This window comes from Pseudomonas sp. GZD-209 (assembly GCF_049310485.1).
Lineage (GTDB): Bacteria > Pseudomonadota > Gammaproteobacteria > Pseudomonadales > Pseudomonadaceae > Aquipseudomonas > Aquipseudomonas sichuanensis.
Window position 1 is genome coordinate 1 of the sequence record NZ_JBMOWQ010000025.1, and the last position, 12,614, is coordinate 12,614.

General features: G+C 65.3%; 11 protein-coding genes. 2 read left to right on the forward strand and 9 right to left on the reverse strand.

What is annotated here, in order from left to right:
• Nucleotides 1-102: 102 nt before the first annotated feature.
• On the reverse strand, nt 103-2,592 hold the full coding sequence (plsB, locus tag ACO6VM_RS03975; protein ID WP_422402788.1) for a glycerol-3-phosphate 1-O-acyltransferase PlsB: 2,490 nt from the start codon (nt 2,590-2,592) through the stop codon (nt 103-105).
• A gap of 230 nt (nt 2,593-2,822) precedes the next feature.
• Between plsB and ACO6VM_RS03980 the strand changes: the two genes are divergently transcribed.
• Nucleotides 2,823-3,032 (forward strand): cold-shock protein, encoded by a 210-nt coding sequence (locus tag ACO6VM_RS03980; RefSeq protein ID WP_110992443.1) that lies wholly within the window; start codon nt 2,823-2,825, stop codon nt 3,030-3,032.
• Between the two features lie 64 nt (nt 3,033-3,096).
• Here the strand turns inward: ACO6VM_RS03980 and ACO6VM_RS03985 are convergent, their stop codons facing one another.
• The 4 genes from ACO6VM_RS03985 to ACO6VM_RS04000 all read right to left on the reverse strand — a co-directional run bounded on the left by ACO6VM_RS03985 (nt 3,097) and on the right by ACO6VM_RS04000 (nt 8,217).
• Nucleotides 3,097-3,474 (reverse strand): hypothetical protein, encoded by a 378-nt coding sequence (locus tag ACO6VM_RS03985; protein ID WP_125465232.1) that lies wholly within the window; start codon nt 3,472-3,474, stop codon nt 3,097-3,099.
• A gap of 19 nt (nt 3,475-3,493) precedes the next feature.
• Nucleotides 3,494-4,306: a putative RNA methyltransferase gene (locus ACO6VM_RS03990; protein ID WP_153787546.1), complete on the reverse strand. Its 813-nt coding sequence runs from the start codon at nt 4,304-4,306 to the stop codon at nt 3,494-3,496.
• The gene (gene dapE, locus ACO6VM_RS03995) at nt 4,306-5,457 is read right to left on the reverse strand and encodes a succinyl-diaminopimelate desuccinylase (RefSeq protein ID WP_401056740.1); all 1,152 of its coding nucleotides are present in this window, start codon (nt 5,455-5,457) and stop codon (nt 4,306-4,308) included. The genes ACO6VM_RS03990 and dapE overlap by 1 nt, the downstream gene beginning before the upstream one ends.
• A gap of 168 nt (nt 5,458-5,625) precedes the next feature.
• The gene (locus ACO6VM_RS04000; RefSeq protein WP_422402789.1) at nt 5,626-8,217 is read right to left on the reverse strand and encodes a glycosyltransferase; all 2,592 of its coding nucleotides are present in this window, start codon (nt 8,215-8,217) and stop codon (nt 5,626-5,628) included.
• A gap of 254 nt (nt 8,218-8,471) precedes the next feature.
• Between ACO6VM_RS04000 and tcdA the strand changes: the two genes are divergently transcribed.
• On the forward strand, nt 8,472-9,281 hold the full coding sequence (gene tcdA / locus ACO6VM_RS04005; protein ID WP_390968071.1) for a tRNA cyclic N6-threonylcarbamoyladenosine(37) synthase TcdA: 810 nt from the start codon (nt 8,472-8,474) through the stop codon (nt 9,279-9,281).
• 94 nt (nt 9,282-9,375) lie between these two features.
• Here tcdA and ACO6VM_RS04010 read toward each other — a convergent pair whose 3' ends face one another.
• The 4 genes from ACO6VM_RS04010 to ACO6VM_RS04025 form a co-directional block, all read right to left on the reverse strand.
• Nucleotides 9,376-9,780 carry a SufE family protein gene (locus tag ACO6VM_RS04010; RefSeq protein WP_422402790.1) on the reverse strand — a complete coding sequence of 135 codons (405 nt, stop codon included), beginning with the start codon at nt 9,778-9,780 and terminating at the stop codon, nt 9,376-9,378.
• Complete coding sequence (locus ACO6VM_RS04015) at nt 9,777-10,982, reverse strand: aminotransferase class V-fold PLP-dependent enzyme (protein ID WP_422402791.1); 1,206 nt, start codon at nt 10,980-10,982, stop codon at nt 9,777-9,779. Before ACO6VM_RS04015 ends, ACO6VM_RS04010 begins: the two co-directional genes overlap by 4 nt.
• A gap of 78 nt (nt 10,983-11,060) precedes the next feature.
• Nucleotides 11,061-12,095, reverse strand: a complete 1,035-nt coding sequence (gene dapD, locus ACO6VM_RS04020) for a 2,3,4,5-tetrahydropyridine-2,6-dicarboxylate N-succinyltransferase (protein ID WP_125465222.1) — start codon at nt 12,093-12,095, stop codon at nt 11,061-11,063.
• Nucleotides 12,096-12,126: 31 nt separating this feature from the next.
• On the reverse strand, nt 12,127-12,474 hold the full coding sequence (locus ACO6VM_RS04025) for an ArsC family reductase (RefSeq protein ID WP_125465221.1): 348 nt from the start codon (nt 12,472-12,474) through the stop codon (nt 12,127-12,129).
• Nucleotides 12,475-12,614: the final 140 nt, after the last annotated feature.

A 12,614-nucleotide genomic window follows, 5' to 3' on the forward strand; every position in this document is an offset into this window, starting at 1 on the left:
CCCTGAGAAGCAGATTTCTTCCGAAGGTGCTTCCCCCTCTTGTTGGGGAGCCGGCTTGCCGGCGATGGGCTGCGCAGCGGCCCTGGGCGCACCAAGGCCAGTTCACTCGGAGGGCGCAGGCTCCGGTGTTTCATCGCGGTGCAGCGCCACCTGGCGAATCGACAAACGCAACTCCGCCGACAGCACACGCTTGGCCACGCCTTCGGCCAGTTCGGCCAGTTTGTCGTGGTAACCCAGCTTGCCGTTGCCGTCGGGGTGCAGCACCCCTTCGCGCACCAAGGTCTGGATAAAGTGGCGGAACAGGGTCTTGTCGAAGAACTCCGGGGCGTTGAGCCCATGCAGGATCGACAGGCGCTGGGCCATCATCACGCAAAGCGCCTCCAGTTCTTCGGCAGTCAGCGTGTGCTGCCCGCTGTTGAGCAGCAACGAGGTGGCCATGTAGAAGCGCTGCAGGGTCTGGGTGATGGTGCGCGCCAGCAGCGTCAGCAGAACGAACTGCCGCGAGCTGGGGGCCGGGCGCAGGTACACGCCGTTCTCGAAGCGCAGCAGGCCTTGCTCGACCAGCGCCGCCAGCCACTGGTCGATGACCTCGTCCAGTTGCTCGGGCGCCCAACGCAGGAACAGCTCGGCCTGCAGGTACGGGTACAGCGCCTTGACGTACTGCCCGACCAGCTCGCGGCTCATGCGCGAGCTGCTGAGGAAGAAGCTCGCCAGCAGCGCCGGCAGGGCGAAGATGTGCAGAACGTTGTTGCGGTAGTAGGTCATCAGCACCGCGTTGGCTTCGTCCAGATACAGGATGCGGCCCAGCGCGTCCTTCTGCTCGGCCAGCAGGTCCATGCCCAGCACATGCTTGATCAGCGCACTGCCGTCGCCCTCGGGCAAGGTGGTGTGGGGCGAGTAGGGCACCTGGCGCAGCAAGGCCAGGTACAGGTCGAGCACACGGGTCAGGGCGCGCTCATCGAGGGCCATACGGCTGGTCGACAGCAGCGCCAGGGCCACCAGGTTGACCGGGTTGACCGCCGCCGCCTCGTTGAGGTGGCGGGCCACGGTTTCGCCCAGGCGCGTGGTGGTGTCGTTGAGCCAGTCCGGGCGGAACTGCGGGGCCAGTGACTGCTCGCGCCAGCCGGGCTGCTGCTGGTCGAGGAAGCCGGCCAGGCGGATCGGCTCGCCGAAGTTGACGTACACCTGGCCAAAGCGCTGCCTGAGGGCACCGAAGACCTTGAAGATGTCGAAGATCGACTCTTTCTTCTTGCTCGCGCCACGCAGCTCACCCAGGTAGGTGCGGCCTTCCAGCACTCGCTCATAGCCGATGTACACCGGCACGAACACGATCGGCGTACGCGACGAGCGCAGGAAACTGCGCAGGGTGATCGCCAGCATGCCGGTGCGTGGCTGCAGCATGCGCCCGGTGCGCGAACGCCCGCCCTCGACGAAGTACTCCACCGGGAAACCCTTGGTGAACAGGGTGTGCAGGTATTCGTTGAACACCGCGGTGTACAGCGGGTTGCCCTTGAAGGTGCGGCGCATGAAGAAGGCACCGCCGCGGCGCAGCAGGCCGCCGATCACCGGCATGTTGAGGTTGATGCCGGCAGCGATGTGCGGCGGCGTCAGGCCATTGCGGAACAGCAGGTAGGACAGCAGCAGGTAGTCGATGTGGCTGCGGTGGCAGGGCACGTAGATCACTTCGTGGCCCGGGGCGATGCCCTGCACCTGCTCGATGTGGTTGACCTTGATGCCGTCGTAGATCTTGTTCCAGAACCAGCTGAGCACCACTTCGAGGAAGCGGATCGCGGTGTAGGTGTAGTCCGAGGCGATCTCGTTGCCGTAGTGCAGTGCCTTGGCCTCTGCCTTGGCGTAGGGGATCTTCTCGCGCTCGGCCTCGTCGCTGATGGCCTGGCGCACCAGTGGGTCGTGCATCAGGCCCTTGACCAGGTTGCGCCGGTGCGAGATGTCCGGGCCGATCACCGCAGTCTTGAGGTTGCGAAAATGCACGCGCATCAGCCGCTGGGCCATGCGCACGGTGCGCTCATGGCCTTTGTTGTGGCCCACCAGCTCGCGCAGGTGGATAGGCGCGGAGAACTGCACCCGGGTCTTGCGCCCCAGAATGAGGATGCTCAGCAGCCGGCGCAGGCGCCCGGTGACTGCCCAGCTATCGGCGAACAGCAGTTTCCAGGGGCTCGACTCGCTGGCTGGGGTCTGGCCCCAGAACACGCTGACCGGGATGATCTGCGCGTCCTCCTCGGCATGCTGGCTGATCGCTGCGACCAGGCGCTCCAGGGTCGGTGGCGCGCCACGTTTGTCGTGGCGGCCGAGCCAGTCGGGGTCGGGGGTCAGGTAGAAGAAACCGGCAGGCTCCTGCAGCGGGCCGACCGCCACCGGCAATACCGGGCGTGGCAGCCCCGCTTTGGTGCATTCGTGGTCGATCACGGCCAGGTCGGTCAGCGAGGGCGAGGGCAGGGCGTAGAACACCGGGCGGCTGCGGTCGAGCTTGAGGGTCAGCGAGGACTGGTTGATGGTCTCGGAGCGCACCCATAGGTACAGCACGCGGCGCAGGGCGCCGAAGATCAGGCGGCGCAGGGGGGAACGGGTCATGGGGTAGGTGCCCTGGGTGAGATGTTTCGGTGTTTTTCTGGACGTTAGTCTGCCGTATCTGCGTAAGTTCAGCAAAAATCGGCAAAAATCAGGGCTGTAATGAATTTTTTTTGTTCCCTGTCATATACTCGGCCTGCCGCTTGCTTACTATTTGAGCAAGCTGTGACGGCAGGGGCGGTGAGCCCATGCCAGCAAGGCGATCTTCAAAATAAAAATCCGGAGTAGTGCAGATGTCGTCTCGTGAGACTGGGAATGTGAAGTGGTTCAACGATGCCAAAGGTTATGGCTTCATTCAGCGCGACGGTGGTGCGGATGTGTTCGTCCACTATCGGGCTATCCGCGGTGAGGGGCATCGCACCCTGGTCGAAGGGCAGCAGGTGGAGTACGCACTCGTGCAGGGCCAGAAAGGCCTGCAGGCGGAGGATGTAGTCGGGCTCTAAGCCGCTGACTGCACGCTCAAGCTGCAAGTTGTCCGTGGAACTTGCAGCCTGATGCGATCATGTTTCAGTGTGTGCGCCAGGTGATTTCTTCTTCACCGTCGGCGCTGATGCGGATCCAGCGATCGGCATCTTCTTCCCCTTGTTCCTCTGTCCAGCTACCCGGTGCACAACGTACTTCGACGTTGAGCGCGGCGAACGCCGCGTGGGCGCAGGCGATGTCATCGGCCCATGGGGTCTGGTCGCTTTCCAGCAGCAGGCTGTTCCATTTCCCCACAGCCTTCGGTAACCAGGTGACCGGAATGTTACCGGCCATGCACTTGAAGGTCTGGCCTTTCTGCTTCCATTCGCTGCACGGGCCCAAGGCCTCGGCCAGCCAGGCGGCGATCTGCTTGTGATCGACGTCGGCGTCCTTCAGGTAAATCTCGATATCGGGTTGGCGCATAAGGGGCTCCGGGGTGTGCTCAGGCTTGGCGCACGAAATAGTCATAACGCATGGAAACCGTGACCTCGAACGGCTCGGGCTGGTCGATCACCCGGGCGCGTTTCTCGGCGCTGGCGCGCCAGCCGTGCGGGGTCATGGCCAGCAGGTCGGCACGGGCCTGGGGCTCGGCCAGGCTCAGGCGGAATTCGAGCACTTCACCGTGGGCGTGGGCCATGCCCTCGGGGACCAGGGCCAGGTGCTTGTCATCGGCGTAGGGGCGTACTTCATCGTAGAGCACCTCGCGCAGTTCCATCAGGTGGCCGCTGGTCGGGCCGACCCGCATCAGACCGCCGCCGGGGGCCAGCAGGCGCCGGGCCTCGTCCCAGTCGAGCGGGCTGAACACGCTGGCGATGAAGCCGCAGCTGGCGTCCTGCAGGGGAACGCGGGCCATGCTGGCGACCATCCAGGTGACCTGCGGGGCGCGTCGGCAGGCACGCTTGACCGCCTCGCGGGAGATGTCCAGGGCGTAACCCTCGGCCTGTGGCAGCGCCTCGGCCAACTGGGCGGTGTAGTAACCCTCGCCGCAGCCGATGTCCAGCCAGGCGCCAGGCTGGCGCTCGGCGGCCAGTTGCGCCAGGCGGCGGGCCACCGGCGCATAGTGGCCGGCGTCGAGGAAGCCGCGGCGGGCTTCGACCATGGCCTGGTTGTCGCCGGGGTCGCGGCTGTTCTTGTGCTGCACCGGCAGCAGGTTCAGGTAGCCCTGGCGGGCACGGTCGAAACGGTGGCCGGCAGGGCAGGCCACGCCGTTGTCGAGCCGCGCCAGGGGCGCCTGGCAGAGTGGGCAGGCGAGCATCAGGCGAGCAACCGCACCAGGGTCTGGTAGTAGATCTCGGTCAAAAGGTCGAGGTCGCTGGCCAGGATGCGCTCGTCCACCTGGTGGATGGTGGCGTTGACCGGGCCGAGCTCGACCACCTGGGTGCCCATGGTGGCGATGAAGCGGCCATCGGAGGTGCCGCCGCTGGTCGAGGGCTGGGTGTCGCGGCCGGTGGTCGCCTTGATGCTCGAGGCGACCGCGTCGAGCAGCTCGCCCGGCTCGGTGAGGAACGGCAGGCCCGACAGCGCCCAGTCGATCGACCACTCCAGCTGATGCTTGTCGAGGATCGCCGCGACCCGCTGTTGCAGGCCTTCGACGGTGGACTCGGTGGAGAAGCGGAAGTTGAACAGCGCGGTCAGTTCGCCCGGCACCACGTTGGTGGCACCGGTGCCCGAGTTGAGGTTGGAGATCTGGAAGCTGGTCGGCGGGAAGAACGCGTTGCCCTCGTCCCAGTGCTCGGCCGCCAGTTCCGCCAGGGCCGGTGCGGCCAGGTGGATCGGATTGCGCGCCAGGTGCGGGTAGGCCACGTGGCCCTGCTTGCCGCGGATGGTCAGCTTGGCGCCGAGGGAGCCACGGCGGCCGTTCTTGACCACATCGCCGAGCAGGGTGGTGCTCGACGGTTCGCCGACGATGCACCAGTCCAGGCGCTCGTTGCGCGCCTTGAGCAGCTCGACCACGGCCTTGGTGCCGTGGTGGGCCGGGCCTTCTTCGTCGCTGGTGATCAGGAAGGCGACCTTGCCACGGTGGTTCGGGTAGTCCTGCACGAAGCGTTCGCTGGCCACCACCATCGAAGCCAGGCTGCCTTTCATGTCGGCGGCGCCTCGGCCGCAGAGCATGCCGTCGGCATCGATCAGCGCTTCGAACGGCTCATGCTGCCATTGCTGCACCGGGCCGGTAGGCACTACGTCGGTGTGGCCGGCGAAGCACAGCACCGGGCCGTCCTGGGTACCGTGGGTGGCCCAGAAATTGTCGACGTCTTCGAAACGCATCGGCTCGAGCTGGAAGCCGACGGCGCCCAGGCGGTTCATCATTTGCGCCTGGCAGTCGGCGTCAACCGGGGTGACCGAGGGGCGGCGGATCAGGTCGCAGGCCAGTTGCAGGGTAGGCGAAAGCTCGGCGGGGGCCGTCATGGGGGACTCCGGGGGGCAGGCAAGGCGGGTAAACTGAAGGGCGTTATCTTATATCAAACTGACAGGCCAATGGGGCCGCTGTGCGGCCCTTTCGCGACACAAGGCCGCTCCTGCAGGGGATCGGCGGCCTTGTGTCGCGTAAGGGGCGCACAGCGCCCCCCGGCATTCTCAAGCCTGTTGCGGCTCGGCTGCCTTTTCCGCAGGCTTGGGCAGCGAAGACAGGAAGGCCATGATCAACGCCGCCAGATACGGCAGCGACTGCACCAGCAGCATGGCCACCCAGAAGCGCATGTCCGAGCTCGGCAGGCCCTGCACCAGGTAGATGCCGCCGGCTGCGCCCCACAGCAGGAGCATGATGAACAGTTCTTCCCGCGCTTCGGAGATGGCCACCAGCAGGCCATGGCTGTCGGCGTTCTTTGGCGTGCGGAAGAACGGCATGCTGCTGGTGAAGAAGCCGTACAGCACCGCCTTGGCGATGGTGTGCGACAGCGCCAGGCCCGCCAGGGCGGCAGCGAAGGCATCCTTCAGGTTTACCCCCACCGCACGGCGGTAGAGGAACACGATCTTGCCGACCTTGAAGAAGAACAGCGCCAGCGGCGGGATGGCGAACATCATCAGCGGCGGGTCGACCCGGTGCGGCACGATGATCATCGCCGCCGACCACAACAGCGCGCCGACGGTGAAGAAGATGTTCATGCCATCGGCGATCCACGGCAGCCAGCCGGCCAGGAAGTGATAGCGCTGGCCGCGGGTCAGCTCGCTGTCCTTGCCGCGCAGCAGGGCGCTGGCATGGTGCTTGATGATCTGGATGGCGCCGTAGGCCCAGCGGAAGCGCTGCTTCTTGAAGTCGATGAAGGTGTCGGGCATCAGGCCCTTGCCGTAGCTGTTGTGGGCGTAGGCGGCCGACAGGCCTTTTTCGAACACCCGCAGGCCCAGCTCGGCATCCTCGCAGATGCACCATTCGGCCCAGCCCAGCTCTTCGAGCACCGAGCGCCGGGTCATGGTCATGGTGCCGTGCTGGATGATCGCGTCACGGTCGTTGCGGGTGACCATGCCGATGTGGAAGAAGCCCTTGTACTCGCTGTAGCACAGCTTCTTGAAGGCGCTTTCGTGCTGGTCGCGGTAGTCCTGGGGCGACTGCACCACGGCGATCTTCGGGTCGGCGAAGTGCGGCACCATGTGCTTGAGCCAGTTGCGGTCGACGCAGTAGTCCGAGTCGATCACCGCGATCACTTCGGCGTCCTTGGCGGTATGCGGGATCAGGTAGTTGAGCGCGCCGCCCTTGAAGCCGGCCAGGGGCGCGACGTGGAAGAACTTGAAGCGCTCGCCCAGCTTTTCACAGTGGGCCTTGAGCGGCTCCCACACGGCCGGGTCCTTGGTGTTGTTGTCGATCACCAGCACTTCGTAGTCGGGGTAGTCCAGTGCGGCGAGGGCGTCGAGGGTCTGTTTGACCATCTCGGGCGGCTCGTTGTAGCACGGCACATGCACCGACACTTTCGGGCGATAGGCGCTGTCGGCGTGCACCGGCAGGAATTCGCGCCTGCGCTTGTGTGTCCACACGGCTTCGGCCAGTTCATGGGCCTCGGTCAGCAGCACGATGAACACACCCAGCGCACCCAGTGCCAGCAGCACGCCCACGGTCATGCTGAACCAGGTGCTGTACTGCTGGCTGTAGTCGTAGGCGATCCACACCAGCACCGACCCGCACAGGAAGGTGATGAAGGTCAGGAAGGTGCGCCCGCGCTGGCGCAGCGCCGAGCCGTCGATGAACAGCACCATCAGTGCGATCATCGCCAGCACCACCGAGGCCACGGCCAGGGCGCGCCATTGCGGGATGGCGACGATCGGGCCTTCGAAGTTGAACTTCTGCTGGCGCTCGGCGTTGAACACGCCCCAGTACGCACCTACCGAGCCTTCGTCGCTGGCTTTCCACGGCTGGTCGTAGGCTTCGATGACGAAGTAGTTGTAGCCGCGGCGGTTGAGGGTGTTGACCAAGGTGCGCAGGTAGATGGCCTGGTCAGCCTGGGTGGCATCGGCGCCGCCGCGCATGCGGCCATTGCTCGGCCAGCCGACCTCCGAGAGCAGCAGCGGCTTGCGCGGGAACTGCTTGCGCAACTCGCGGGCGCGGTCGAGGACGAACTGCACCGAGTCCTTCATCGGCACGAACTCCCAGTACGGCAGGATGTGCGCGGCGATCAGGTCGACATGCTTGGCAAGCTCGGGGTGTTCCTTCCAGATGTGCCACTGCTCGCTGGTGGTCACCGGCACTTTAACGGCCTTGCGCACGCGGTCGAGGTAAGCGATCAGTTCCTCGGGGGTGACCTCTTCGCGGAACAGCGCTTCGTTGCCCACCACCACCCGCACCACGCTGCGGGAGGTATTGGCAATGCCGATGGCTTTTTCGATTTCACGCTCGTTGCGCTCCAGGTCCTTGCTGATCCAGATGCCCAGGGTAACCCGCAGGCCCAGTTCCTCGGCCAGCCGCGGCACCTCGGCCTGGGTGCCTTCGACGGTATAGATGCGGATGTTGTCGGTCAGCTTGTTCAGCTGTTCCAGGTCCTGGCGAATCTCGTCCTCGGTCGGGTACTGGCCCTTTTGCGGGCTTTCACCGAGGCGGAACGGCGAATAGGAAAAACCGGAGATCTGCTCCGGCCAGGCAGGGGCGGACACCGGGCGGTTGATGAGCGCCCAGAACCCGCTGAACAGCGCGGCGATGGCCAGGACCACCACCAGGTTGAGGCCGAATTTGCGTGATGACATAAGGGTTCGAGGTTCCGAAGCTGAGGGCGGGGCGGTGTCTCCGGTGCGTTGGTCCTACGCTTACCGAAGAAGGCAATCCTTTGGATTTTCGGCAGAGGATGAAGTTCTGTGCCCGCCTGATTGTCGTCCAGATCTTTTTGTCTGATAGGACATTAAAGCAGGCTTGGTAGGACACTTGCCAACGGCAGCCCCTAATCCAGGCGCTTGGCTTATACTGCGCGCCGATTTTCGAGGTATTGGCCTGGGGTACGAACATGAGCACAGAAGATCCACGCTTTGCCGGCGTCGCCCGGCTGTACGGCGATGACGGGCTGCAACGCCTGCGCCAGGCCCATGTGGCCATCGTCGGCATCGGCGGGGTGGGCTCGTGGGCGGCCGAGGCCTTGGCACGTAGCGGCGTGGGTGAGATCAGCCTGTTCGACCTCGACGACGTCTGCGTCAGCAACACCAACCGCCAGGCCCATGCGCTGGATGGCCAGGTGGGGCGGCCCAAGGTCGAGGTGATGGCCGAACGCCTGCGGGCGATCAATCCGGCCTGCACGGTGCATGCGGTGGCCGACTTCGTCACCCGCGAGACCATGGCCGAGTACATCACCGAGCAGATGGATTGCGTGATCGACTGCATCGACAGCGTGATGGCCAAGGCCGCGCTGATTGCCTGGTGCAAGCGGCGCAAGATCGCCATCATCACCACCGGTGGCGCGGGTGGGCAGATCGACCCGACGCGTATCCAGATCGGCGACCTGAACAAGACCTTCAACGACCCGCTGGCCTCGCGGGTGCGCTCGACCCTGCGCCGGGATTACAACTTCTCGCGCAACACCAGCCGCAATTACCAGGTGCCCTGCGTGTTCTCCAGCGAACAGCTGCGCTACCCCAAGGGCGATGGCAGCGTGTGCCTGCAGAAGAGCTTCGTCGGTGAAGGCGTGCGCTTGGATTGTTCGGGTGGTTTTGGCGCGGTGATGATGGTGACCGCGACATTCGGCATGGTGGCGGCGAGCAAGGCGGTGGAGAAGCTGGTTGCCGGCGCGCGGCGGCCGTCGGAGCGGGTCAAGGCAGAATAGGCCATCGCGGGGCAAGCCCGCTCCCACGTTGCCTTGGTGTCCAACTTCTTGGGGGCAGTCCAGCTTGTGGGGGCGGGCTTACCCCGCGATGGTTTTAGCGCTGGAGCTCAGCCATCCGCTGCAACACCGCATGCAGCCCATTGCTGCGCGATGGCGATAGTTGGCGCTCCAACCCCAGTTGGCTGAACCAGTCGCCCAGATCCACTTTGGCCAATTCATCACTGGCCAGCCCCTGCACCCTTACCAGCAACAGCGCCAGCAAACCGCGCAACAACCGCGCATCACTGCTGGCCTTGAACCGCCACTGGCCGTTTTCTTGCGCGGCCACCAGCCACACCAGGCTCTCGCACCCATGCACCCGGTTGGCCTCGGTTTTCTCAGTGTCGTCCAGCGCTTGCAGCCGATCCCCCCACTGCATCAGCAGCCGTGCCCGCTGCTCCCAGCCGCGCGCCTGCTCGAAACTCTCCAGCGCCTGGCTGGCTTCTGGCGACAGGCTCATCGCAGCAGCTCCAGGCCTTGGTCGAGCGCGTCGAAGAAGCGCTGCAGGTCATCGCTGTCGTTGTACAGCCCCAGCGATACACGGATCGCCCCTTCCAGCCCCATGCCCTTGAGCAACGGCATGGCGCAATGATGACCGGCCCGCACGGCAATGCCCTGTTCGGTCAGCAGGTGGGCGATGTCGGCGTTGTGCACGCCTTCGACGATGAAGCTGGCCAGCGCTGCCTGTGGCGAACCCAGCAGGCGAATACCTTCGCGATCCCCCAGGCCCCGCAGCAGTTGCTGGTGCAGGCCGGTTTCATGGCGGGCGACGGCCTCGCCATCGAGGCTGGCCAGGTAATCCAGGGTCGCCCCCAGGGCGATGACACTGGCGATGGGCGGCGTACCGGCCTCGAAGCCCAGCGGCGCGGGGCGGAAACTGGCGCTCTGGTACTCGGCCAGTTGCACCATTTCGCCACCGAACTGCCAGTGGCGCAGCAGCGCCAGGGCCTGCTGCCGGCCATACAGCACGCCGACACCGTCGGGGCCGTACAGTTTGTGGCTGGAGAACACGTAGAAGTCGCAGCCCAGTTGCTGCACATCGTGGCGGCCATGCACCACGCCCTGGGCGCCGTCGACCACGGTCAGCGCGCCCTGGGCCTGGGCGTGCGCCAGCAGCGGTGCCAGGGGTTGCCAGGTGCCGAGCACGTTGGACAGTTGGCTGATGGCGAGCAGGCGAGTCCGTGGGCCGATCAACTGCAGGGCCTGGTCCAGATCGACCTGGCCGTGTTCATTCACCGGCAACACCACCAGGCGCACTTGACGACGTTGCGCCAGCTGCTGCCACGGCAGCAGGTTGGCGTGGTGCTCCAGGGCGCTGACGGCAATCTCGTCGCCAGCCTCGAAGCGGTGCTCCAGGCCATAGGCCAGCAGGTTCAGCGCTGAAGTGGCGCCATGGGTGAAGACGATCTGCCGTGAGTCGGCGGCATTGAGCCAGGCGCAGGCTTTGTCACGGCTGGCTTCGAAGGCTTGGGTGGCGAGGGCGCCCGGCAGGTGCTGGGCACGGTGCACGTTGGCCGCGCCATGGCCGTAATAGTGGCTCAGGGCGTCGATCAGGGCCTGCGGTTTCTGCGTGGTCGCGGCGCTGTCCAGGTAGGTCTGGTGCTGGCGTTGCAGGGCGGCGATGGCGGGGAAGTCGGCACGCCAGGGGGAGGGCTGGAACATGTTCGCGGGGCCTGGAATGAAAAATCGGGGCGGGCCTTGCGGCCAGCCCCGATCTTATCACTTCGAACTCGCTGGTTTTCAGTTGTGGGCGTGCAGCGCCTCGTTCAGCTCGATGGCCGACTTGTGGGTCTTGCACTCCACTGCGCCGTTGAGCGAGTTGCGGCGGAACAGCAGGTCGGTCTGGCCGGCCAGGTCACGGGCCTTGACCACCTTGACCAACTGGTTGTTCTCGTCCAGCAGGTTCACCTTGGTACCGGCGGTGATGTACAGGCCGGCTTCCACGGTGTTGCGATCACCCAGCGGGATGCCGATACCGGCGTTGGCGCCGATCAGGCAGCCTTCGCCGACCTTGATGACGATGTTGCCGCCACCGGACAGGGTGCCCATGGTCGAGCAGCCGCCGCCCAGGTCCGAGCCCTTGCCGACGAATACGCCAGCGGAGACGCGGCCTTCGATCATGCCCGGGCCTTCGGTGCCGGCGTTAAAGTTGACGAAGCCTTCGTGCATGATGGTGGTGGCTTCGCCGATGTAGGCACCCAGGCGCACACGTGCGGCATCGGCGATACGCACGCCGGCCGGTACGACGTAGTCGGTCATCTTCGGGAACTTGTCCACCGAGAACACTTCCAGCAGTTCGCCCTTCAGGCGCGCTTCCAGTTGCAGCTCGGCCAGCTCGGCCAGGTCGACCGCGCCCTGGTTGGTCCAGGCCACGTTCGGCAGCAGCGGGAAGATGCCGGCCAGCGAGACACCGTGTGGCTTGACCAGGCGGTGCGACAGCAGGTGCAGCTTGAGGTACGCCTCTGGGGTGGACGCCAGGGCACCGTCTTCGGCCAGCACGGTGGCGACCAGCGGCTTGTGGCTCTCGGCCAGGCGGGTCAGCAGGGCGGCCTGGGCGGCATCGACGCCTTTCAGGGCCTCGGCCAGTTGCGCGGCCTGGGCGTTGCTGAAGGCGATGGCCTGGTTGCCACCTTCATAGCCAAGGATCGGCGCGATGGCGGCGACCAGCTCGGCGGATGGATTGAGCAAAGGCTGCGCGTAGAAGACTTCCAGCCAGGCGCCCTGGCGGTTCTGGGTGCCGACACCGAAGGCCAGGCTGAACAGGGTATTGGACATGTGATTACCTCGTGCGAAATAGGGTAGGGGCTCAGGCCAGGGCAGCGGCGTACAGGTCGGGCTTGAAACCGACCAGGGTGCGCGCGCCAAGGTCCAGCACCGGGCGTTTGATCATCGACGGCTGGGCCAGCATCAGTTCGACGGCCTTGGCCTGGTCGAGGTCTGCCTTGCTGGCGTCGTCCAGCTTGCGGAAGGTGGTGCCGGCACGGTTGAGGATGACTTCCCAGCCGTGTTCGTCGCACCAGCGGTTCAGGCTGTCACGGTCGATGCCTTGGGTTTTGTAATCGTGGAATTCGTAGGCGATGGCCTTGTCTTCGAGCCAGGTACGCGCCTTTTTCATGGTGTCGCAGGCTTTGATGCCGTAGAGAGTGTAAGCCATTGAATGCCTGGGGCTGCCGGGCCTGGCCGGGCGTCCCCGATGCTCCTTGAAGACTGGGTGGGGGCGATTATGCGATATCAAGGATGCTGGCGCCACGGCTGCGGGCCAGATGGCACGGCTTGAGGTGTGTCATTCGCGTG